At 71.7% G+C, this 20401-nt stretch carries 19 protein-coding genes; 7 read left to right on the forward strand and 12 right to left on the reverse strand.

Annotated features, from left to right (window positions below):
• From ACWEV3_RS28530 to ACWEV3_RS28540, 3 genes are all read left to right on the forward strand, one after another.
• On the forward strand, nucleotides 1-185 hold a 185-nt coding region (locus tag ACWEV3_RS28530), incomplete at its 5' end, for a hypothetical protein (RefSeq protein ID WP_452616842.1).
• Between the two features lie 190 nt (nucleotides 186-375).
• Nucleotides 376-1188, forward strand: coding sequence for a helix-turn-helix transcriptional regulator (locus tag ACWEV3_RS28535; RefSeq protein WP_452616843.1), 813 nt, complete (start codon nucleotides 376-378; stop codon nucleotides 1186-1188).
• A gap of 71 nt (nucleotides 1189-1259) precedes the next feature.
• Complete coding sequence (locus ACWEV3_RS28540) at nucleotides 1260-2090, forward strand: NAD(P)H-binding protein (protein ID WP_452616844.1); 831 nt, start codon at nucleotides 1260-1262, stop codon at nucleotides 2088-2090.
• 50 nt (nucleotides 2091-2140) lie between these two features.
• Here the strand turns inward: ACWEV3_RS28540 and ACWEV3_RS28545 are convergent, their stop codons facing one another.
• Nucleotides 2141-2866 carry a DedA family protein gene (locus ACWEV3_RS28545; RefSeq protein ID WP_452616845.1) on the reverse strand — a complete coding sequence of 242 codons (726 nt, stop codon included), beginning with the start codon at nucleotides 2864-2866 and terminating at the stop codon, nucleotides 2141-2143.
• A 340-nt stretch (nucleotides 2867-3206) separates the two neighbouring features.
• On the opposite strand from ACWEV3_RS28545, the gene ACWEV3_RS28550 reads away from it, so the two are divergent.
• Nucleotides 3207-6392, forward strand: a complete 3186-nt coding sequence (locus ACWEV3_RS28550; RefSeq protein WP_452616846.1) for a BTAD domain-containing putative transcriptional regulator — start codon at nucleotides 3207-3209, stop codon at nucleotides 6390-6392.
• Nucleotides 6393-6694: 302 nt separating this feature from the next.
• Here ACWEV3_RS28550 and ACWEV3_RS28555 read toward each other — a convergent pair whose 3' ends face one another.
• Both ACWEV3_RS28555 and ACWEV3_RS28560 read right to left on the reverse strand, forming a co-directional pair.
• On the reverse strand, nucleotides 6695-7513 hold the full coding sequence (locus tag ACWEV3_RS28555) for an ABC transporter permease (RefSeq protein WP_452616847.1): 819 nt from the start codon (nucleotides 7511-7513) through the stop codon (nucleotides 6695-6697).
• A complete protein-coding gene (locus tag ACWEV3_RS28560; RefSeq protein ID WP_452616848.1) occupies nucleotides 7510-8463 on the reverse strand; it encodes an ATP-binding cassette domain-containing protein in 954 nt (317 codons plus the stop codon). Before ACWEV3_RS28560 ends, ACWEV3_RS28555 begins: the two co-directional genes overlap by 4 nt.
• A gap of 83 nt (nucleotides 8464-8546) precedes the next feature.
• On the opposite strand from ACWEV3_RS28560, the gene ACWEV3_RS28565 reads away from it, so the two are divergent.
• Nucleotides 8547-9548 carry an endonuclease/exonuclease/phosphatase family protein gene (locus ACWEV3_RS28565; RefSeq protein ID WP_452616849.1) on the forward strand — a complete coding sequence of 334 codons (1002 nt, stop codon included), beginning with the start codon at nucleotides 8547-8549 and terminating at the stop codon, nucleotides 9546-9548.
• Nucleotides 9549-9634: 86 nt separating this feature from the next.
• Here ACWEV3_RS28565 and ACWEV3_RS28570 read toward each other — a convergent pair whose 3' ends face one another.
• The 6 genes from ACWEV3_RS28570 to ACWEV3_RS28595 form a co-directional block, all read right to left on the reverse strand.
• Entirely contained in the window at nucleotides 9635-9943 is a 309-nt protein-coding gene (locus ACWEV3_RS28570) for an antibiotic biosynthesis monooxygenase family protein (protein WP_093267950.1), read from the reverse strand.
• Nucleotides 9944-10011: 68 nt separating this feature from the next.
• A complete protein-coding gene (locus ACWEV3_RS28575) occupies nucleotides 10012-10965 on the reverse strand; it encodes a hypothetical protein (RefSeq protein ID WP_452616850.1) in 954 nt (317 codons plus the stop codon).
• Nucleotides 10966-11022: 57 nt separating this feature from the next.
• Nucleotides 11023-12963 (reverse strand): YhgE/Pip family protein, encoded by a 1941-nt coding sequence (locus ACWEV3_RS28580; protein WP_452616851.1) that lies wholly within the window; start codon nucleotides 12961-12963, stop codon nucleotides 11023-11025.
• Nucleotides 12960-13643 (reverse strand): ATP-binding cassette domain-containing protein, encoded by a 684-nt coding sequence (locus tag ACWEV3_RS28585; RefSeq protein ID WP_452616852.1) that lies wholly within the window; start codon nucleotides 13641-13643, stop codon nucleotides 12960-12962. The genes ACWEV3_RS28580 and ACWEV3_RS28585 overlap by 4 nt, the downstream gene beginning before the upstream one ends.
• Nucleotides 13644-13852: 209 nt before the next feature.
• Nucleotides 13853-14371 (reverse strand): 2'-5' RNA ligase family protein, encoded by a 519-nt coding sequence (locus tag ACWEV3_RS28590; RefSeq protein ID WP_452616853.1) that lies wholly within the window; start codon nucleotides 14369-14371, stop codon nucleotides 13853-13855.
• Nucleotides 14371-15273 (reverse strand): A/G-specific adenine glycosylase, encoded by a 903-nt coding sequence (locus tag ACWEV3_RS28595; RefSeq protein ID WP_452616854.1) that lies wholly within the window; start codon nucleotides 15271-15273, stop codon nucleotides 14371-14373. Before ACWEV3_RS28595 ends, ACWEV3_RS28590 begins: the two co-directional genes overlap by 1 nt.
• A 351-nt stretch (nucleotides 15274-15624) precedes the next feature.
• Here ACWEV3_RS28595 and ACWEV3_RS28600 point away from each other — a divergent pair, with 351 nt between their 5' ends.
• Nucleotides 15625-16218, forward strand: a complete 594-nt coding sequence (locus tag ACWEV3_RS28600; protein ID WP_452616855.1) for a hypothetical protein — start codon at nucleotides 15625-15627, stop codon at nucleotides 16216-16218.
• Nucleotides 16219-16282: 64 nt separating this feature from the next.
• Here ACWEV3_RS28600 and disA read toward each other — a convergent pair whose 3' ends face one another.
• The 3 genes from disA to ACWEV3_RS28615 form a co-directional block, all read right to left on the reverse strand.
• Nucleotides 16283-17386: a DNA integrity scanning diadenylate cyclase DisA gene (gene disA, locus ACWEV3_RS28605; protein ID WP_452616856.1), complete on the reverse strand. Its 1104-nt coding sequence runs from the start codon at nucleotides 17384-17386 to the stop codon at nucleotides 16283-16285.
• Complete coding sequence (radA, locus tag ACWEV3_RS28610; RefSeq protein WP_452616857.1) at nucleotides 17383-18759, reverse strand: DNA repair protein RadA; 1377 nt, start codon at nucleotides 18757-18759, stop codon at nucleotides 17383-17385. The genes disA and radA overlap by 4 nt, the downstream gene beginning before the upstream one ends.
• 252 nt (nucleotides 18760-19011) lie before the next feature.
• Nucleotides 19012-19599, reverse strand: coding sequence for a hypothetical protein (locus ACWEV3_RS28615; protein ID WP_452616858.1), 588 nt, complete (start codon nucleotides 19597-19599; stop codon nucleotides 19012-19014).
• A 298-nt stretch (nucleotides 19600-19897) separates the two neighbouring features.
• Between ACWEV3_RS28615 and ACWEV3_RS28620 the strand changes: the two genes are divergently transcribed.
• A complete protein-coding gene (locus ACWEV3_RS28620; protein ID WP_009947449.1) occupies nucleotides 19898-20386 on the forward strand; it encodes a CarD family transcriptional regulator in 489 nt (162 codons plus the stop codon).
• Nucleotides 20387-20401: the final 15 nt, after the last annotated feature.

The raw sequence follows: 20401 nt of genomic DNA on the forward strand, positions 1-20401 counted from the left end.
TCGGCGAGATCCAGCCGGGTCAGATCGTGATCGTGGACGTCGAGGGCTGGGACGGCGAAGGCGCCGACGACAAGTCGCACTTCACCTTCCGCGGCGAGCAGAAGCCGTCGCTGGTCCCGGACGCCCCGCCGGTCGCGGTCTCGGCCGCCTCCGAGGAGAAGTCCGAGGGCACGGACTCCGAGTAGTCCGCCTGACGCAAGACCCAGAAGGCCCCGCGCTCCACGCGCGGGGCCTTCTGCGTTGTGGCTCGTGAGGTTCGAGCGCCGTTCCGCTGGCGTTGGGGCCCGTGAGTGGTTTGGGGCGCCCTGGCACCCCAAAGCACTCACGGGCGCTGGCCTGCGGAGACGGTGGTCCTGGAGTTGTGGAGGAGTTCGGGTGCGGGCTGAACTGGCGGAGTTCCTCCGGGACCGGCGGTCCCGCGTCGGGCCCGCCGATGTCGGGTTGGAGGCGCGCAGCGGCCGCCGGACGCCCGGGTTGCGGCGGGAGGAGGTCGCGCTGCTCGCCGGGATCTCCGTGGACTACTACATCCGCATGGAGCAGGGGCGTGGGCCGCGCCCGTCCCGGCAGGTGCTCAACGCGCTCGCCGACGCGCTGCGGCTGTCCGGCGACGAGCGGAACTACCTGTTCCGCCTGGTAGGGGAGGCCCCGTCGGTCGTGTCGTCTCGGGAGGTCCCGGCGAACGTGCTGCGGCTGCTGGAGCGGTTCGACGACGTTCCCGCGCTGGTGCTCGACGTGAAGTACGACATCCTCGCCTGGAACCGGATGGCGGTGGGCCTGATGGGCGACTTCGGCCGCCGGTCGGAGAAGGAGCGCAACATGCTCTGGTGGATGTTCTGCCACCAGCCGTCGGTGCTGGAGACGGGGCACGGGCGGCGGTTCGCCGAGTCGTGCGTGGCGAGCGTGCGCGCCGCCGGCCGCTACCCGGGCGATCCCGGCGTTCGCGCGCTGGTCGACGAGCTGGGCGAGCGGAGCCCCGCCTTCGCCGGGATGTGGGCCGCGCACGAGGTCCAGGTGCAGCGCAGCACGCCGAAGCGCGGCGTGCACCCGGTCTTCGGCGAGCTGGAGCTGGACTGCGAGGTCCTGCTGATCCCCGAGGTCGACCAGCGGCTGATGTTCTTCACCGCCCCCGAGGGCTCGCCCACCGGGAAGGCGCTGCAGGACCTCCGGAACTGGGATCGCCAGACCTAGGTTCGACCGGTCTCTCCCGCGCGCCCGCCGCTGCGGCGATCGTGGTGGCACATCGCTGGAAGGGAGATCAGATGACGATCCTGGTGACCGGAGGACGCGGCAGCGTGGCGCGCAGCGTGGTCGAGCAGCTGCTGAGCGCCGGGGAGAAGCCGCGGGTGATCAGCCGCGATCCCGCCGCCACCCGGCTGCCGGAGCAGGTCGAGGTGGTCCGGGGCGACCTCGCCGAACCGCCGGAGTCGGTGTTGGACGGGGTGTCCGCGGTGTTCCTCTACGCCGATCGCGGTGGGGTGGGCGGCTTCCTGGACGCCGCCCGGGCCGCCGGTGTCGAGCACGTCGTGCTGCTGTCGGCCAACGTCGTCACGACCCCGGGCACCCCCGACGACCCGTTGATCCGGCTGCACGCGTCGGCCGAGCGGGCGGTGCTCGACTCCGGGCTGGCCTGGACCTTCCTTCGGCCGGGAGGTTTCGCCACGAACGCCCTGGCGTGGGCCGGGTCGATCCGCGCCCGAGGCGTCGTGGAGGCGCCGTACCCGGACGCGCACACCGACCTGATCCACGAGGCGGACATCGCGGCCGCGGCGGTGCGGGCGCTGACCGAGCCCGGGCACGAGGGCAGGGCCTACCCGCTGAGCGGGCCGCAGTCGATCACGCAGCGCGAGCAGGCCGAGGCGATCGCGGAAGCGATCGGCCGCCCCGTCGAGTTCGTGCCGCAGAGCCCGGACGACTACCGCGCGGCGATGGCCGAGCACGGGATGGGGCACCTCGCCGACACCCTCCTGCGCTACCTCGCGGGCCAGGACGGCCGCCCGTTGCCGGTGGTGAACACGGTGGAGGTCCTGACCGGCCGCACGGCCCGCCCCTTCGCCCAGTGGGCCGCCGACCACGCGTCGGACTTCCGCTGACCCCTGGGCTCACCCGGGGCGAGCACTCGCGAAATCGCGCCCGGCGCTGGTCAGCGGATGCGGCGGATCTCCTCGGTCGGGGCCTCGGCGGGCACCCGAGCGAGGCGGACCGTGGGGGCTTCCGAGAGCTGGCGTTCGCGGCGGTTGTTGCGGATGCGGATCGCGATGAACGCCGCGACCGTCAGGATCGCCGTGATCAGGACCGCGCGGGAGAACAGCCCCGCGTACTCCTCGACGAGGTACCAGCTCTGTCCCAGCAGGTAGCCCGCCAGCACGAAGACGGTGTTCCAGATCAGGCTGCCGAGCGTGGTGAACAGGGCGAACGTGGCCAGGCGCATGCGTTCGACGCCGGCCGGGAGCGAGATGAAGCTGCGGAACAGCGGGATCATCCGGCCGAAGAAGACCGCCTTGACGCCGTGCTTGGCGAACCACGCCTCGGTCCGGTCGATGTCGGAGATCTTCACCAGCGGGATCTTGGCGGCGATGGCGCGGGTGCGGTCGCGGCCCAGCGTCGCGCCGATGCCGTAGAGCGCCAGCGCGCCGATCAGCGAGCCGAGCGTCGTCCACAGGATCGCGCCGATCACGGACATGTCGCCCTGGCTGGCGGTGAATCCGGCCAGCGGCAGGATCACCTCGGACGGGATGGGCGGGAAGAGGTTCTCCAGGGCGACGATCATTCCCGCTCCCGGGCCGCCGAGGGCCTCCATCACGGAGATCACCCAGGCGGCGAAGCCGGTCGGTTCGGCGGAGGTGGCGGCCAAGGTCGTCAGATCCATTCGAGCGGCTCCGGGTAGCGCCCCGCCCGGACGGTGTGGAGCACGTCGGCGTGCGAGCCGTGCCGGCGGAACATGATCGGTGGTATGTCCGTTTCCTCCATGATTCCAGCCCGCGGCGGTGCTCCGGCTCGACGGGAGGTGATCTACCCCATAATTCCCGCCTGGGAGGTTTCCGGTTCTGTCTGAAGTCAGAACGCGACGAACCAGGCAAAACGGGCTTCGATCTTCCCTGGTGCCGGCAGGATGCGCCCTGCCGGACGGCCGGTGATCTCCCGGGTTCGCCGTGCGGAACGCCCGAAATGACGGGCAGCGGGTCGGTCCCTTCTGCGAAGCTGGTGCGGTGCGCGTGGCGTTGCTGGGGCCCTTTCGGCTGAACGCACCCGACGGTCGGGCGATAGCGGTCGGCGGCCTCCGGGTGCGGATGCTCCTCGCGCGACTCGCACTCGACGCCGGCCGCACCGTCTCCACCGAGCTCCTCATCGCCGACCTCTGGGGCTCCGCCCAGCCGGCCGGCGCGCTGAACGCGCTCCAGTCGCTGGTGTCTCGCGCGCGCCGCGCGCTCGCGGGCGAGCTGTCCTTGCGCTCCGACCAGTCGGGCTACGCCCTCCTGGTGGATCCCGACGACGTCGACGCCATCCGCTTCGCCGCGCTCGCGGCAGAGGGGCGCCGCCTGCTCCGCAGCGGCCGGCACGATGCTGCCGCTGCCACGCTCCGCGAGGCGATGGAGTTGTGGCAGGGGGATGCGCTCGTCGACTTCGTCGACGCGCCGTTCGCGGAGGCGCAGGCGGCGCGGTTGGGGGAGCTGCGCATCGCCGCGGTCGAGGACCGGGCGGAGGCCGATCTCGGTACCGGTCGGCATGCCGATCTGGTGCCCGAGCTGGAGGGGCTTTGCGCGCGTTTTCCGCTGCGCGAGCGGCTCACGGCGCTGCGCGTTCGCGCGCTCTACGCGAGCGGCAGGCAGGCCGATGCGCTTGCCGCTTATGAGGCATTGCGGCGCCGCTTGGACCAGGAGCTCGGGGTGTCGCCGTCGCAGGAGCTCCGGGATCTGCAGGTCGCGCTGCTGCGCGGCGACGCCGGCCTGACGCCGCGTCCGGCGCCGCGGCCGGAGCCGGATTCGCGCGACGAGCTGCGGTGGGAGCCGATCCGGCCGGTGCTGCCGACCCGGTTGAGCAGTTTCGTCGGCCGGGAGCGGGAGATCGAGCGGGTTCGCGCGGAGCTGGCGGATTCCCGGCTGGTCACCCTGTTCGGTCCCGGCGGCGCGGGGAAGACGCGGCTGGCGGTCGAGACCGCCGCCGGGATGTCGGATCGGCGGGTGTGGTTCGTCGAGCTCGCGCCGGTGCGGGACGGGCAGGACGTGACGGCGGCGGTGCTCGCCGCGCTCGGGGTGCGCGAGACCCGGCTGCTGGAATCGCCGATGAAGCACGCGTTGAACCGGGCGGCGGACCTGTTCTCGGCGGAGCCGGCGCTGCTGGTGCTGGACAACTGCGAGCAGGTGATCGAGGCCGCCGCCGAGTTCGTGCAGGAGGTGCTGAGCCGGGCCCCGCAGCTGCGGGTCGTGGCGACCAGCCGGGAGCCGTTGGCGCTCACCGGCGAGCGACTGCTGCCGGTCGGGCCGTTGGAGCTGCCGGAAGCCGAGGACGCGGCGCCGGAGGCCGCGGCGGTGCGGTTGTTCGTGGATCGGGCGGCCGCCGCCCGGCCCGGTTTCGCGCTCGACGACGGCAACACCCGCGACGTGGTGGAGATCTGCCGTCGGCTGGACGGCATGCCGCTGGCGATCGAGCTGGCGGCGGCCCGGCTGCGAGCCATGAGCGTCCGGCAGGTCGCCGAGCGGCTCGACGACCGATTCCGGTTGCTCACCAGCGGAAATCGCACCGCCATGCCGCGGCACCGGACGCTGCGCGCGGTGGTGGAGTGGAGCTGGGACCTGCTGACCGAGCCGGAGCAGGTGCTGGCCAGGCGGATGTCGGTGTTCGCCGGGAACGCCTCGGCCGACGCGATCTCCGCGGTGTGCGCCGACACCGGGATGCCTGCCGCGGACGTGTTCTACGTGCTGGTCTCGCTGGTGGAGAAATCCCTGGTGGAGGCGGTCGATTCGGAACTCGGCATGCGGTACCGGATGCTGGAGACGGTGCGCGCGTTCTGCGCCGAGAAGCTCGCCGCGGACGGGGAGACGGACGCCCTGCGCAGCTCGCACGCGACGTACTTCGTCGAGTTCGCCGAATCCGCCGCGCCCCGGCTGCACGAAGCGGAGCAGATCGACTGGCTGAACCGGCTGGACGCCGACCACGACAACATCATCGCCGCGCTGCACTGGGCGACGAAATCCGGCGACGCGGACCGGGGATTCCGGTTGAGCGCGGCGCTGAGCTGGTACTGGTCGATGTCCGCGCAGCACGACGAGCTGAAGGGCCGATTGGAAGAGGTGGCGGCCCTGCCGGGCCCGGCGCCGCCGGAGAGCCGGGCGATCGTCGACCTGATGCTGGTGATGGCCGTCGACTCCACCCCGGACTGGGCCGAGCGCCTGCGCCCCGCGGTAACCGCTGCCCGCGACACCGGCGCGCGCTTCCGCTATCTGTGGGCGTCGGTGATGGAACCGATCGGGTGGATGCTGATCAGCGAACAGTCCGAATTGGACAGATGTGTCGAGCGGGCGCTGCAGCACCCGCACCCGTGGGCGCGGGCCGCCGGCCTGTTCTGCCGGGGATTCGGCGCGGAGCACAACGGAAATCCCATCGCCGGGGAGAAGGACATGCTCGCCGCGCGCACCGAGTTCCGCGCCATCGGCGACCGGTGGGGCAGCGCGCAGACCACCACGAGCATCGCCGAGTTCCGGTCGCGGCGCGGCGACCACGAGGGCGCGATCGAGGCGTTCCAGGAATCCGTCGAGACGTTCCGCGAACTGCGCGCCACCGAGGACCTGGTGCCCGCGCTGGCGCGGATCGGCATGGAGCGGCTGCGCGGCGGCGACCTCGACGGGGCCCGCGCCGACCTGCTGCGCGCCGAACGCATCGGCCGGAACAGGTTCCTCTACCACCAGATCGCGGCGCTGACCGGACTCGCCGAGGTCGCCCGGGTCGCCGGCGACCGGGACCAGGCCCGCGACTACCTCGCCGCGGCGCGCGCGGCGCTGGCGGAGGCGGCGACGGCGCCGGAACCGCTGCGGCAGATGGAACTGCTCGGCGAAGCGCGGCTGCGCCTCGACGAAGGCGAGCCCGGCGGGGCGCAGGCGTTGCTCGCCGAAGCCTTGACCGCGGGACTGGAACTCCGCGACATGCCGCTGAACGCGACCATCGCGGAGCAGGCGGCGCGCGTGGAGTTCGCTGCCGGCCGGCCGCAGCGGGCGGCCCGCCTGATCGGCATCGCCACCGTGCTGCGCGGCCTGGTCGACGAAGGAGACCCCGAAGTGCGAGCGCTGCTGCGCGAGCTGGCCGGGGAGCACCGCGAAGAGCGCGACGGCGCAGCCGCGCTCTCGCGGGACGACGCCTTCGCAGAGCTGCGCGACGCGTTGGGGGTTGAGGGGCGTTAACCCCGATCGGGCGGAGGCCCTGCCGGACCTGCGGTCGGTCCCTCCCGCCCCCGACGCGGGAGGGCTCGACCGCAGGTGGTCGTGAGGATTATTCCGCTTCGGCCGGGGACACCTCCCGGCGACCACCGATAACGCCGTCGTCACCGCTGGTCAGGCACCATTCGCGCGTTCCGGGGAAGGGCGTTCGCGGTCCGGTTTCCGCTGGTCACAGGGGCCGTGCGCGTTTTGTGCTGCTATGGCGACACAACACGCGCACGGCTCCCTGCCTGCGGAAACGCCGCTCCGGAGTGCGGCCCCGGCGGTCACATCCGGCGGCGGTACGCCCACATCGCCAGCGGGAAGAACACCGCCACGATCGCGACCATCCAGATCAGCGTCGCCGTCAACGGCCCGGCGACCGGCCCGCCGATCATCAGGCCGCGCGCGGTGTCCGCGAGCTTCGTGACCGGGTTGATGGTCACCCACGCCTGCAGCCAGCCCGGCATCGTCTCGGTCGGCACGAACACGTTGCTGCCCATGGTCAGCGGGAACATGAACGCCATGGCCACGCCGGGCAGCGCCTGCTGGTTCTTGATCAGCATCCCGAGGAACACCGTGATCCAGCACATCGCCAGCGCGAAGGCGATCACCACCACGATCGCGGCCAGCGCGGACAGCGGATCGGTCTGGATCCGGAAGCCCATGATGGTGGCGAAGACCAGCAGCACCGCCAGCGCCACCAGGTAGCGCACGATGTCGCCCAGCACCGCGCCGATCAGCGGCGCCGACCGCGCCACCGGCAGGCTGCGGAACCGGTCGAACACGCCCTTGGAGATGTCGGTGTTGAGCGCCCAGCCGGTGCCGAGGCTGGCGAAGACCATGTTCATCGCCATCACGCCGGGCAGCGTGAGCTGCAGGTAGGAGCCGGTGTCCCCGACGATCGCCCCGCCGAAGAGGTAGACGAACATGACCAGGAACAGGATCGGCTGGATGGTGACGTCGATCAGGCCCTCGGGCGACTTGCGGATCTTGAGGATGCTGCGCCCGGCCAGCGTCAGGCCGTGCCGCAGCGCGCGGATCGGGCCGATGTGCTCCGAGGCGGCCGTCGGCGCGGCCGGCGGGCGTTCGATCGTGGCGGTCATGCGGCGGTCTCCTCCTCGGCGGCCTTGCCGGTGATGGCCAGGAACACCTCGTCCAGGCTGGGCAGGCGCAGCGCGAGTTCGTCGGCGGTGATCCCGGCGTCGTCGAGCCGGCGGACCAGGGTGGACAGCAGCACCGGGTCGTCGACCGGCGTGGTCAGCAGCCCGCTGTCGTCGTTCGTGGCCGGTTCGGCGCCGGTCAGCTCGGCGAGGATCCGGCGCACCGCGGGCACGTTCGCCAGATCGGTCGGCCGCACCTGCAGGGTCTGGCCGCCGACGCGGCGCTTGAGCTCGTCGGCGCGGCCGTCGGCGACCACCCGGCCGTGGTCGATCACGCTGATCCGGTCGGCCAGCTGATCGGCCTCCTCCAGGTACTGGGTGGTCAGCAGCACCGTCACGCCTTCGGCGGAGAGCGTGCGAACCATGTCCCACACCTGGTTGCGGCTGCGCGGGTCGAGCCCGGTGGTGGGCTCGTCGAGGTAGAGGATCTCGGGGCGGCCGACCAGGCTCGCCGCGAGGTCCAGGCGGCGCCGCATGCCGCCGGAGTAGGTCTTGATCGCGCGGCCGCCGGCGTCGGTGAGGCCGAAGCGCTCCAGCAGTTCGGCCGCCCGCGCCTTGGCGTCGCGCTTCGGCATTTCCAGCAACCGGCCGATGAGCACCAGGTTCTCGATGCCGGTGAGCTCCTCGTCGACCGAGGCGTACTGGCCGGTGAGCCCGATGCGGCTGCGCACCGCGACCGGCTGGCGGAGCACGTCGTAGCCGGCGACGGTCGCGGTGCCCGCATCCGGCCGCAGCAACGTGGCCAGGATCCGGACCGCGGTGGTCTTGCCCGCACCGTTGGGGCCGAGCACGCCGAGGATCGTTCCCGCCGGCACGGCGAGATCCACCCCGGCCAGCGCGGTGGTGGAGCCGAATCGTTTGACCAGGCCCTCGGCCTGGATCGCGAATGACATGCTTTCACTTTCCGGGGGGACGCTGACAGCCCGCGCACAGCTCGCTGACAGGCTGGGTGACGCGGACGACATGGGGAGCCAGGATGGATCGGACGTTGGTCGTCGAGCCGGAGCGGGACGACCCGCCGCGGCGCAAGCCCGGTGGCCGCGTGGTCACGGTGCTGCTGGTGCTGGCCGCGATCGGCCTGCTGGCCTGGGCGACGCTGCCGCTGTCGGGCTGGGACAGCGGCCGGTACCTGGTGGCGCTGGCGGCGTTGACCCAGTACGCGGCGCTGTCCGGCATCGTGCTGGCGCTGCTCGCCGTGATCCTGCGGCGCTGGTTGACCGCGCTCGTCGTCGGCCTGGCGACCGCGATCCTGGTGCTCTCCGTCGCGCCGCGCGCCATTCCCGACGCGCCTCCGGCGCAGGGCGTTGCGCTGCGGGTGATGTCGCTGAACGGTTTCTTCGGCGGGGCGGATGCCGCGCAGGTCGTGGACATCGTGCGGCAGAACCAGGTCGACGCGCTGAGCCTGCAGGAACTCACGCCCGAGCTGGTGGCCGCGCTGGACGGCGCCGGGCTCGCCGAGACGCTGCCGCACCGGGTGTTCCAGCCGGGGCCCAAGGCGGACGGCTCCGGGATCGCGTCGCGCTACCCGCTGCAGGAACTGTCGCTGGTGCCGGATTCGACGCTGGCCCAGCCATCGGCGCGGGTGCAGCGGCCGGGCTCACCGGCTTTCGAGATCGTCGCGGTGCACCCGCTGTACCCGATGGGCCGGGGCACGGCCGAGGTCTGGGGCCGCGAGCTGCGCGAGCTGCCGGCGCCGGCCACCGACGGCACGCCCCGGATGCTGGTCGGCGACTTCAACGCCACCCTCGACCACACCCGGCTCAAGTACTTGATCGGCCAGGGCTACACCGACGTCGCCGAGGCCACCGGCGACGGCCTGCACCCGACCTGGCCGGGCCCGGGCGCCTGGTTCCCGCCGCCGGTCACGATCGACCACGTGCTCACCAGCGGCGGCATCGCGCCCCAGTCGTTCCGCACCATCGACGTGGCCGGCGCCGACCACCGCGCGATTCTCGCCACGGTCGTCCTGACCGGCTGATCGTCAGTGCCCGTGAGTGTTTTGGGGTGTTATAGCGCCCCAAAACACTCACGGGTCCTGAGCAGCCGGAACGGCTGCCCGGCCGGTCACTTGCCGGGGTGGGACTCCTGGACGAGCTCGAACTCCAGCAGGCTGGACCCGCTGGCCACCGGGTTCTTGGCCTCGCCCGCGTGCGCCTCCTTCGCCGGGCCGCTGGCCCACGCCTGGAACGCCTCCTCGGACTCCCACTTCGTGTACACGAAGTAGCGGTTCTCGCCCTTCACCGGGCGCAGCAGCTCGAACCCGAGGAACCCGGGAGCGCTGTCCACCGAGCCGTGCCGCGAAGCGAACCGCTTCTCCAGCTCCGGCCCGGCACCTTCAGGGATCTCGATCGCATTGATCTTCACAACAGCCATGCAGCCAGCCTACGAGCCCGCCGCGACCACCGGCGACCGCACGGCCCGAGGCATTCGCCGGCCCGCCACTACTCGACCGGTTCCGCCTCGTCGTCCGACTCGGACTCCTCGAACCTGCTGAACTCGCCGTTCTGGTACCAGTAGGTGCCGTCGCCGATTTCGTAGCCGATTTCGGCCGCATCGACGTGATCGCGCGCCACCGCCGAGACCGCGGTGACGACCAGGTCCAGCATGTCGGGCTCGGGCACCTCCGCCACGAGCACGGCGTCCTGCGCGGGGACGGCCAGCACCACTCCGCGCTCCGCCAACTCCGGCTCGATCTCGTCGAGCAGCAGCGCCCAAGGGGCGTTCTCGATGGTCAGCACCGTGATCGTCGCGACGGGCTCGTCGTCCTCATCGGACAGCTCGACGGACACCTCGCCCCACGCCGGGGCCTCCTCCTCCCGGCGCAGGTTCGCGAGAGCCGCCTCGACCAGCTGCTCGGGCTCCACGCCCCAGGCCTGCACCGCCGCGTTGTGCACCTGGGTGTCGATCTCGGGCTCGTCCTCGTCCGACGATGGCGCGTCCGCTACGACCAGCCCGATCCAGAGCCCGTCGGCCAGCGGCAGCCGGAACCACTCCTCGGACTCGTCGGGCTCCTCCGACTCATCTGTCTCGGAGCGCGGGCTTCCGTCGAACAGGTGGATCCGCAGGAGATCCCGCACCTGCTCGAAGGGTGCCTGCTCCAGCCATTCCGACTGTGCCTCCGCCATGCTCCACGCGTCGATCTGGCCGAAGCAGATGCCCTCCCAGTCCTCCCGCGGTGCTTCCGCGCACCGCTTGGCGAGCCGTTCGAGCCGGAACTCGTAGCCGTCGGAGTAGGCCCCCGAGACCAACTCGACGAAGCCAGATTCGAGGCTCTGCCCTCCGGCGCCGAAGCAGTCGCAAGCGTCGTCGACCTCTTGGCGGAACGCCTCGAACTGCTCGGCGTCGAAGACGCCGCACCACTCCGGGACTTCCACCGCAGCAAAAGTTTGTGCCATGTGGCCGAACGCTAGCGAAGCCCGATGACAATTCGACCCGGTACCGCGAGATCGGCTCTACAGCTCGATCTGCGGGTGCAGGCGGCCGATGTTCCAGACCCGTTGGTGCTGGACGACCAGTGTTGTCAGGGCCAGGAAGACGACCAGGAAGCCCGTCAGCACCGCCACGTCGCGGAGCAGGTGCTCGGTGACGCCGCCGGAGATCGTCACGCGCAGCCCGTCCACCAGGTAGGTCATCGGCAGGAACGGGTGCACGGCCTGGAACGGCGCCGGGGCGGTCTCCATCGGGTACAGCCCGCCGGACGCGGTGAGCTGGATGATCAGCAGCACCAGCGACAGCAGGTCGCCGACCGCGCCGAGCGCGGTGCGCAGGAAGTGGTCGATGGCCACGAACGCGACCGCGGCGAGGGAGACCAGCCCGATCGTCCACCAGACGTGCACCGGGTCGAGCCCCAGCCCGAAGTCGACCACCGCGTACAGCACCAGCCCGCCGACGATGCCCAGCACGGCCGCGGGCAGGAAACCGGCGAACGCGATGGTGAACGCCCCGACGCGATCCGCGAGCGCGCGCTGGTTCACCGGCTTGAGCAGCAGGTACGCGAAGAGCCCGAAGACCCAGAGGGCGATCGCGAAGAAGAACGGCGCCAGCCCGCGCCCGTAGACGTGCGCCGGGTTCAGGTTGTCGGTGCGGATTTCGGTCGGCGATCCGAGGACGTCGGCGGCCTGCGCGACCTCGGTGGGGTTCGTCGGCGGGATCTTGCCCAGCGTGTCGTCGACCAGGCCCTGCAGGTTCTTCGCGCCGTCGTTGAGCTGCCCGGCGCCGGTCTCCAGCACCCCGCTGCTCGCCGCCAGCGTGTCCAGGCCGTTGGTGATGCCGTTGGCGCCGCCGGAGAGTTCCGCGACACCCGCGCGCAGCGTGTCCGCCGGTGCGGTGAACGCGCGGATCTGGTTCTGCAGCGGGCCCATGTTGTTCTGCAGCGTCAGCGCCTGCGAGTTGGCGTCCTGCGCCGTGGCCAGGGCCTGCTGGGCGTCCTTGTCCGCGGTGCTCGCGGAATCGGCCAGCTTCTGGGCGTTGTCCAGGGCGCGCTGGTAGGCGGCGTCCTGGGCGATCTCGGGGTGCCGCTTGCCGAGTTCCTCGATCGCCGAGCGGCCCTCGGCGGCGCGCTGGCCGAGGAACCCGGTGGTGGTCTTGATCGTGCTCAGGCTGTTGACCGCGATGTTGCTCGCGTTGACCAGGGCGTTGACCGCGCCGGGCAGCCGCTCGGCGGTGAAGTTGCTGACCCCGGACAGCTGCTTGCTCAGCTGCGCGGTGGCGTCCGAGATGTCCTGCACCCCGCGCGAGACCTGGCCGGTGCCGTCGCGAACTCCGCCCAGGCCCTTGGAAAGCGCCGCGGTGCCCTGCTTGCTCAGGTCGGTGCCCTCGACGAGCTGCTTCGACGCTTCCGAAGCCAGCTGCAGCTTCTCCCGCGCCTGGTCGAGTTCGCCGTAGAGCGCGCGGGCGTAGGTGGCGTGCGCGGCGGCGTTGATCTGGTTCTGCAGCTCGGTCTGCACCGTGTCGGCCATGATCCCGGCGATGTAGCCGTTGGCGTCGTTCTTGACGATCTGCAGCGCGGCGCGCTCCGGGGTGCGGTCGGCCGCGGTCGCGAGCTTCGCGCTGAAGTCCGAGGGGACCTCGATCGTGAAGTAGTACCGGCCTTCCACGAGGCCGTGCCGGGCCTCGGCGGAATCCACGAAGTTCCAGTCGAAGATGTCGGTCGCCTTGAGCTGCTGGACGAACTGCGCGCCGGCGTTGATGTGCTCGCCGCGCGCGTCGACCGCCAGGTCGGAGTTGACCACCGCGACCGGCACCCGGTTCAACTGGCCGTAGGGATCCCAGTTCGACCACAGGTACAGCGACCCGTACAGCAGCGGGACCAGGATCAGCACGAGCGGCACGAAGCGGCGCAGCGGCCCGCGGAAGCGCCGCAGCTCCAGCCAGGCCAGCTTGAACGCTTTCACCGGGCGACCTCTTCTTCCTGCCGGTCGAGCACCTTCGTGGGCCGTTCCGGCTCGCGGACGGGCAGCGGGATCACCTCGACGTCGCCGGACGGCGGATCGGTCGCGCTGGCCAGCACCGTCATCCCGGTGCGGGTCACCTCGCGCAACCCGGCCCACACCTGCGCGCGGGCCGCCCGGGGGAGGCCCGCGTCGACGTCGTCGACGAGGATCCCGGCGGGGGAGCCGGCGATCGCCAGCGCCACCGCGAACAGCAGCCGCTCGGCGGGGTGCAGCTCGTCGACCAGCGCGGTGCGGTCCGGGGCGATCCGGACCCGGTCGAGCGCGGCTTCGACGGCGCGCTCGGAGACGCCGCTGATCAGGCGGCGTTCCGCGATCGCTTCGCGGACCCGGTGCTTGTCCTCCAGCTCGTATCCGGGGCGCAGCCGCGCGGGGCGGATCAGCTGCCGCACCGCCTTGGCCTGCGCGGGCAGCACGTGCCCGGAGACGTCCAGGTGCCCGGTGACGAGCGGGAGCCTGCCGGACAGCGCGAGCAGCAGCGAGGTGCGGCCCGTGCCGGAAGGCCCGGCGATCACGGCCAGCGCGCCCGGTTCGACGCGCAGGTCGAGGTTGGCGAACACGATGCCCTCCGGGCCCCTGGCGGCGATTCCGCGGGCGAGGATGGCCACGCCGTCGACGTCCATTCACCCTCCTGCGTGCGCGATTTGCTGCTCCAAAGTGGCGGCTCGCGCGGAGGTCGGCAACTCGTGATCGACGGTAGTCCACTGTGGATCGGATGTTGCGGACCCGGGGCGTGTCGAGCGCGTTCGGGTCGCGCGGCGGAAACCGGGCCCGGAAGCGGCAGTTTCAATTGAAACTGCCGCGGGTGACGATGCCGCCCACGATCGGAGGGTCAGCGGGTGGTGACGGTCTCGGCCTCGCCGGTCTTGGTGTCGACGATGGCGATCTCGCCGATCCCGGCGCGCACCGGCTCCGGCGGTTGCAGCGCCCGGAAACCCGTCGCCAGCTGGTCGTCGGTGATGCCCTGGGCGAGCGTGCAGTGCGGGATCCACGCGCCCGGGAAGTAGTAGGCGGAGGGGTGCTGCACCCGTCCGGCCAGCGCGTCGTGCACCGCCGAGTGCACTGCCAGCAGCTCGGTGTCCACGACCGCGCCCAGCAGCAGCACCCGCTCCTCGCCGGGGAACGTTCCCAGGGTGTGCAGCCAGAGGTCCGGAATGGACAGCAGCTCCAGCTCGGAGCGCAGCGCCTTGCGCGCCGCGGTCGGCATGGCGCGGGCCGCGGCGAAGATGACGTGCGGGCGGTGCTTGCGCGCGGCGACGCTCGGCACCCCGGCCGCGTCCAAGCGCCGCCACAGCGCCCGGACCGCGGAATCCGCGGCGTCGTCGAAGAACGCCACCACCGCCTGCGCCATCAGTGCTCGCCGGGCAGTGCGAAGCGGCCGTCGTCGGTCTGCTCGATCAGCCCGTCCACCAGCAGGGAATCCAGGCAGCGGTCGCGCTGCCCGGCGTCCGACCAGACCGCGTCCAGCTGCTCGCGCAGCACCGGACCGGTCGAGCCGCGCAGGACGTCCAGCAGCTTGCCGCGAACCTGGCGATCGGTGCCGGCGAACTTCTGCACCTTCTTCGGCGGTCCGGCGTAGGCCGGGCGGCCGGCGTGCTGCCAGGCGCAGTCGTGCGCGATCGGGCAGGACTCGCACAGCGGCGACCGCACAGTGCACACCACCTGGCCGAGCTCCATCAGCGCCGCCGAGAGCTTCGCGGCGCTCGCGTCGTCGGCCGGGAGCAGGGCGTCGACGTCGTTGAGGTCGCGCTTGGTCGACGGCGGACCGGCGTCGCCCGCGCCGTGCACGGCGCGGGCCACCACCCGGCGGACGTTCGTGTCGACCACCGGAGCCCGCTTGCCGTAGGCGAAGGCCGCCACGGCCCGGGCGGTGTATGCGCCGATGCCCGGCAGGGCCAGCAGCGTGTCGACATCGGACGGCACGACGTCGCCGTGCTCGGCGGCGATCGTCGCGGCGGCCTCGTGCAGCCGCAGGGCCCGGCGCGGGTAGCCGAGCTTCCCCCAGGCGCGCACCACCTCGCCCTGCGGCTCGGCGGCCAGGTCGGAGGGGCGCGGCCAGCGGCGCATCCACTCCTCCCAGATCGGCTGGACCCGGTTGACCGGGGTCTGCTGCAGCATCGTCTCGCTGACCAGCACGCCCCAGCCCGTGGTGCCGGGCGCGCGCCACGGCAGCGGCCGGGCGGTGGCGGCGAACCAGTCGATGAGCTCGACCGGATCCAGGGGCGGGGCGGGATGCGCGGCGGTGGTCTTCATGGCACCACCGATCCTGCCAGGCCCCCGGCGCGCGGGAGAACACGCCCGAAAGGACCACGCGGAGTCATCCCGGCCGTCGCGCGAACATCCACCTAACTAGATCCGGAACAGCCTTGCCCACCTGCGAATATGACCTCGTGTCCCGACGCGATGCGCAATTGCCCGAGAAATCGACCGGTCGCCCGGATGAACGTCGATTTCGCGAGGAATCGCGCCGCTCCACGCGGCGGCCGGGAGCGCGTTCGGTGGGCGCACGTTCCCGGTCGCCGGGGCCCGATCGGCCGTGATACGCCCGATTGGGTGATCGTTGGTAACGCTCTTCGGAGTAGTCGCCGGGTTACTGTCGTTGCCGTGCTTGATCCGACCGGACCGCTCCCGCCCACGGTGTACTGGCGTCGCCGCGCGGTGGCGATCGGTGCGGTCGTGCTGGTGGTGGCGCTCCTCGGCTGGGGCGCGATCGCCCTGCTGGGCGGGGCCTCGGGGCCGCAAGCCGTCCCGGCGCCGCCGCCGGGGCCGCCGGTCGCGGTGGCGGCCGACGCGCCACCGCAGCCGTGCGCGGACGAGTCGATGCGCGTCGTGGCCGAGGTGGCCCGCCCGGAGTTCAAGGTGGGTGAGCGGGTCGGCATGAGCGTCGTGGTGACCAACGCGAGCGACCGCGCCTGCGTGCGCGACATCAACCGCCTGCTGCGCGACCTGACGGTGTCGACCCCGGGCGGGAAGCACGTGTGGTCGAGCAACGACTGCTACTCGGAGTCGACGAACGAGCAGCCGTTGCTGCAGCCGGGCCAGTCGGTGCGCAACGACATCCAGTGGTCGGGCCAGACGTCCACATCGGACTGCGAAGACGGCCAGGCGAAGGCCCCGGCGGGCGACTACCAGGTGGTGGCCAGGCTGGCGGCGCTCAACAGCTCCCCGACCCCGTTCCGCCTGACCGCGGCCAACTGACCCGGTCCCCGAAATCCCCCAATTTCAGGCAAAATCGGGAGCCCTCGTGGCGGGCTGGAGCGCGTCAGGCGAAGCGGTCCACTATGGAGGATTCCGCCAGGCGGGAGAGGCCCTCCCGGATCGCGCTCGCCCTCGCCTCGCCGATCGAATCCACCTCGCGCAGCTCGGCCACCGTCGCCGCGAGCAGCCGCTGCAGCGAGCCGAAGTGCTCCACCAGCTGCCGCCGCACCGCCGTCGGCAGGCGCGGCACCCTCGCGAGCAGCCGGTAGCCGCGCGGGCTCAGGTGCTCCTCCAACGCCTCCGGCTTGTCCGAGTAGCCGAAGGCCCCGGCGATCGCCGTCAGGTCCAGCAACTCCGTGCCGTCGAGCTCGTGCAGCGCCGCCTCGACCTGCTCCGAGGTCGGCATCGCGCCGCTGGTCGGCAGGTACTCCTGCACGATCAGCTCGCGGTCCAGGTCGATGCCGTCCCGGGCGCGACCGCCGCGCGCCTCCCGCGAGGAACCGACCAGCTCGTCCAGCTGCAGCTCGATCAGCCGGCCGTCCTTGCCGAGCTCGACGACGTCGCCCTCGATCTCGTCGGCGATCCGCCGCACCATCTCCATCCGCTGCACGACGGTCATCGCGTCGCGCAACGTCACGTAGTCCTCGATCTCCAGCGCCGACAGCGCCTGCGCGACCTCGGCCAGCCGCGCGGTGTAGCGCTCCAGGGTCGCCAGCGCCTGGTTGGCGCGGGAGAGGATCTCCGGCGAGCCGATCAGCACGTGCCGGTGGCCCTGCGTGTAGACGCTGATGATGCTCATCGACTGGCTCACCGACACCACCGGGTAGCCGGTCTGGATCGCGGTGCGCTCCGCCGTGCGGTGCCGGGTGCCGGACTCCTCGGTGGGCGTGCTCGCGTCGGGCACCAGGTGCACGTTCGCCCGCATGATCCGCGTCGCGTCCGTGGACAGCACCACCGCGCCGTCCATCTTGGACAGCTCGCGCAGCCGGGTCGCGCTGAACTCGATGTCCAGGTGGAACCCGCCGTCGCAGAGCGCCTCCACCGCCGGGTCGTAGCCGAGCACGATCAGGCCGCCGGTGCGGCCGCGCAGGATGCGCTCCAGCCCGTCCCGCAGCGCGGTTCCGGGAGCCAGCCGGGCGAGCGTGCCGCGCAGCTGCTCGTGGCTCATTTGACACCCACGATCTTGAGCGCCTCGCTGACGTTCGACACCACCGTGGCGCGCACGCCCTTCGGCAGCGGGCCCGCATCCGGCGGCACCAGCGCCCGGTCGAACCCGAGTCTGGCCGCTTCGGCCAGCCGCCGCCCGACGCTGCTGACCCGCCGGATCTCCCCGGCGAGCCCCACCTCGCCGACCGCGATCAGGTTCGGCGGCAGCGGCTTGCCCTTCTGCGACGAGGCGATGGCCAGCGCGATCGCGAGGTCCGCGGCGGGCTCGTGCACCTTCGTGCCGCCGACCGTCGCCGCGAACACGTCGTACTCGCCGGTGGGCACCTTGCCGTGCTTGCCCAGCACCGCGAGCATCATCGACACCCGGGCCGAGTCCAGGCCGCTGACCGACCGCCGCGGCATGGCCATCTGGGTCTTCATCACCAGCGACTGGACCTCCACCAGCAGCGGGCGCTTGCCCTCGACCATCACGGTCACCGCGGTGCCGTCGACCTGGGTCTCGTTGCGGTTGATGAACAGCCCGGACGGGTCCGGGACCTCGGCGATGCCGTCGTCGCGCTGCTCGAAGCAGCCGACCTCGTCGGCGGGCCCGAACCGGTTCTTCACGCCGCGCAGCATCCGCAGCGCTGAGTGCCGGTCGCCCTCGAAGTGCAGCACCACGTCGACCAGGTGCTCCAGCACGCGCGGACCGGCCACCGCCCCGTCCTTCGTGACGTGCCCCACCAGCACCACCGGCAGCCCACGTTCCTTGGCCAGCGACACCAGCGCCGTGGTCACCGCGCGGACCTGCGTGACGCCGCCGGGGCTGCCGTCGGCCTCGGGCGACTGCACGGTCTGCACCGAGTCGACGATCAGCAGGCCCGGCCGCACCGCGTCGACGTGCCCGAGCACGGCGGACAGGTTGCTCTCGGCGCCGAGGTACAGCTCCGGGTGCACCGAATCGGTGCGCTCCGCACGAAGCCGCACCTGGCCTGCGGATTCCTCACCCGTGACGTAGAGCGACGGGCCGGGCGAGGCGCCAGCGGCCCAGCGGTGCGCGACCTCCAGCAGAAGTGTGGACTTCCCCACTCCGGGCTCGCCGGCCAGCAGCACGACCGCGCCGGGCACGATCCCGCCGCCCAGCACCCGGTCCAGCTCCGCGATGCCGGTGGACACCGCGCGGGCGGAATCGAGGTCGACCTCGGCGATCGGCCGGGCGGGGGTGGCCGGGGCGCCCGCCGCCACCTTCGTCAGCACGGGTCGGGCGGCGGCGGTCTCGTCGATGGTGCCCCACGCCTGGCAGCTCGGGCAGCGGCCGACCCACTTGGCGACCTCGTGGCCGCAGTCGGCGCAGCGGTATCCGGGACGGGCGGTGCGGGTGTTCTTCGGGGGCACGCGGCGAGGCTATCCGCCCGCGACGACAGGCCCGGTCACCGGCATCGCGCGCCGGACCCGAGGTCGTGCCGGATTCCCCGCGATCGAGTGGATCAGGCGGCCAACGGCCCGGCCCACCGTCCGTGGTGCCGTCCGTGGTGCCGCAATTTCAATGGAAATCGGACCTTCGATTTCAATGGAAATTGCGGCACCACGAGACGCGAGAACGGGCCGCCCGCGCGTGCGGACGGCCCGTTCCGGCGAAACCTGCGGTCAGTGACCGCCGCCCTGCTCGGCGCCCGACACCGGGCTGCCGTGCTCGGGGCGCGGCGAGTGGTCGACACCCACCGGCACCTGCACGGTGACCGAGCCGGCCTTCTCGAAGACGAAGGTCACCGGGACGGTCACGCCCGGCGTGATGTCCTGCTTGAACCCGTTCAGCGTGATCTGCACCACGCGGTCCGCGGTCGTCTCGCCCTGCTGGACCTGCTCGGACTTGCCGGTGGCGTGCAGCGCGGTCCGGCTCGGCAGGTCGGTGATCCCACCGAGGGTCGCCGACGCGGCGTACGGGCTGGTGACCTGGACCAGCTTGTCGTTCGGCCCCTCGTTGGCGATCACCAGCTGCACCGGCGCGGACGAACCGGCCGGGTAGCGCGCGTCGGTGGTCGGGAAGGTGAAGGAGGCGTCGCGGATCGAGATCTGCTTGAGGTCACCACTGCCGCCGTTGACGGCGGCGACCTGGGTGTCGGTCTCGGTCACCTGACCGGCACTGCACCCGGCGAGGGCGACGACGGCGCCGAGCCCGATGACGGCCGGGATCAACCGCAGGCGAACGGCCTTGAGGTGCTGAGGGCGGCTCACGGATGCAGCGTCCTTCCTGATTGCCGGACAACCGCTGGAAGCTTAATCCCCACCCCGCGCGGCCGTTCCAGGGGCTAGCCGAACTACCTATTTCCGGGTCCCCGGAGGCCTGGATGGCACTCCGACCAGACTATCCATAGTGGACGATTTCAGTGGGCCGAAAGGTGCCTCCTTGCACGTTCGGGGCATCCTTGTCAACCCCTGTCCGCCGCCTGACCTGCGAATACGGATGGCGAGGTGGTCGAGGCCCGGTTGCTCGACGTGCTAAACTGGGCATAGCGAAAGGGGCAGAGGACACATGGTTTTCAAGGTCGGAGAGACCGTCGTCTACCCGCATCACGGTGCCGCGCTCATCGAAGCAATCGAGACTCGTGTGATCAAGGGCGAGGAAAAGCAGTACCTCGTCCTCAAGGTCGCGCAGGGCGACCTGACCGTGCGCGTTCCCGCGGACAACGCCGAGATCGTCGGCGTCCGGGACGTTGTCGGCCAGGAGGGGCTCGATCGGGTCTTCGACGTGCTGCGGGCCCCGCACACCGAAGAGCCCACCAACTGGTCTCGACGGTACAAGGCCAACCTGGAGAAGCTCGCCTCCGGCGATGTGAACAAGGTGGCCGAAGTGGTGCGCGACCTCTGGCGACGCGAGAAGGATCGTGGCCTGTCCGCAGGCGAGAAGCGAATGCTCGCGAAGGCGCGGCAGATCCTGGTCAGCGAGTTGGCATTGGCCGAAGGTACTGACGAAGGCAAGGCGGAAACCCTGCTGGACGAAGTCCTCGCCACCGCAGTGTGATCATCGGGAATAGAC

The sequence above is a fragment of the Saccharopolyspora sp. NPDC003752 genome, assembly GCF_053605825.1.

What these genes read in the sequence shown, in the direction of transcription:
- ACWEV3_RS28540 (WP_452616844.1), top strand. Translation starts at nt 1,260, where the DNA reads ATGACGATCCTGGTGACCGGAGGACGCGGCAGCGTGGCGCGCAGCGTG.
- ACWEV3_RS28545 (WP_452616845.1), bottom strand. Translation starts at nt 2,866, where the DNA reads ATGGATCTGACGACCTTGGCCGCCACCTCCGCCGAACCGACCGGCTTC.
- ACWEV3_RS28555 (WP_452616847.1), bottom strand. Translation starts at nt 7,513, where the DNA reads ATGACCGCCACGATCGAACGCCCGCCGGCCGCGCCGACGGCCGCCTCG.
- ACWEV3_RS28560 (WP_452616848.1), bottom strand. Translation starts at nt 8,463, where the DNA reads ATGTCATTCGCGATCCAGGCCGAGGGCCTGGTCAAACGATTCGGCTCC.
- ACWEV3_RS28565 (WP_452616849.1), top strand. Translation starts at nt 8,547, where the DNA reads ATGGATCGGACGTTGGTCGTCGAGCCGGAGCGGGACGACCCGCCGCGG.
- ACWEV3_RS28570 (WP_093267950.1), bottom strand. Translation starts at nt 9,943, where the DNA reads ATGGCTGTTGTGAAGATCAATGCGATCGAGATCCCTGAAGGTGCCGGG.
- ACWEV3_RS28575 (WP_452616850.1), bottom strand. Translation starts at nt 10,965, where the DNA reads ATGGCACAAACTTTTGCTGCGGTGGAAGTCCCGGAGTGGTGCGGCGTC.
- ACWEV3_RS28585 (WP_452616852.1), bottom strand. Translation starts at nt 13,643, where the DNA reads ATGGACGTCGACGGCGTGGCCATCCTCGCCCGCGGAATCGCCGCCAGG.
- ACWEV3_RS28590 (WP_452616853.1), bottom strand. Translation starts at nt 14,371, where the DNA reads ATGGCGCAGGCGGTGGTGGCGTTCTTCGACGACGCCGCGGATTCCGCG.
- ACWEV3_RS28595 (WP_452616854.1), bottom strand. Translation starts at nt 15,273, where the DNA reads ATGAAGACCACCGCCGCGCATCCCGCCCCGCCCCTGGATCCGGTCGAG.
- disA (WP_452616856.1), bottom strand. Translation starts at nt 17,386, where the DNA reads ATGAGCCACGAGCAGCTGCGCGGCACGCTCGCCCGGCTGGCTCCCGGA.
- ACWEV3_RS28620 (WP_009947449.1), top strand. Translation starts at nt 19,898, where the DNA reads ATGGTTTTCAAGGTCGGAGAGACCGTCGTCTACCCGCATCACGGTGCC.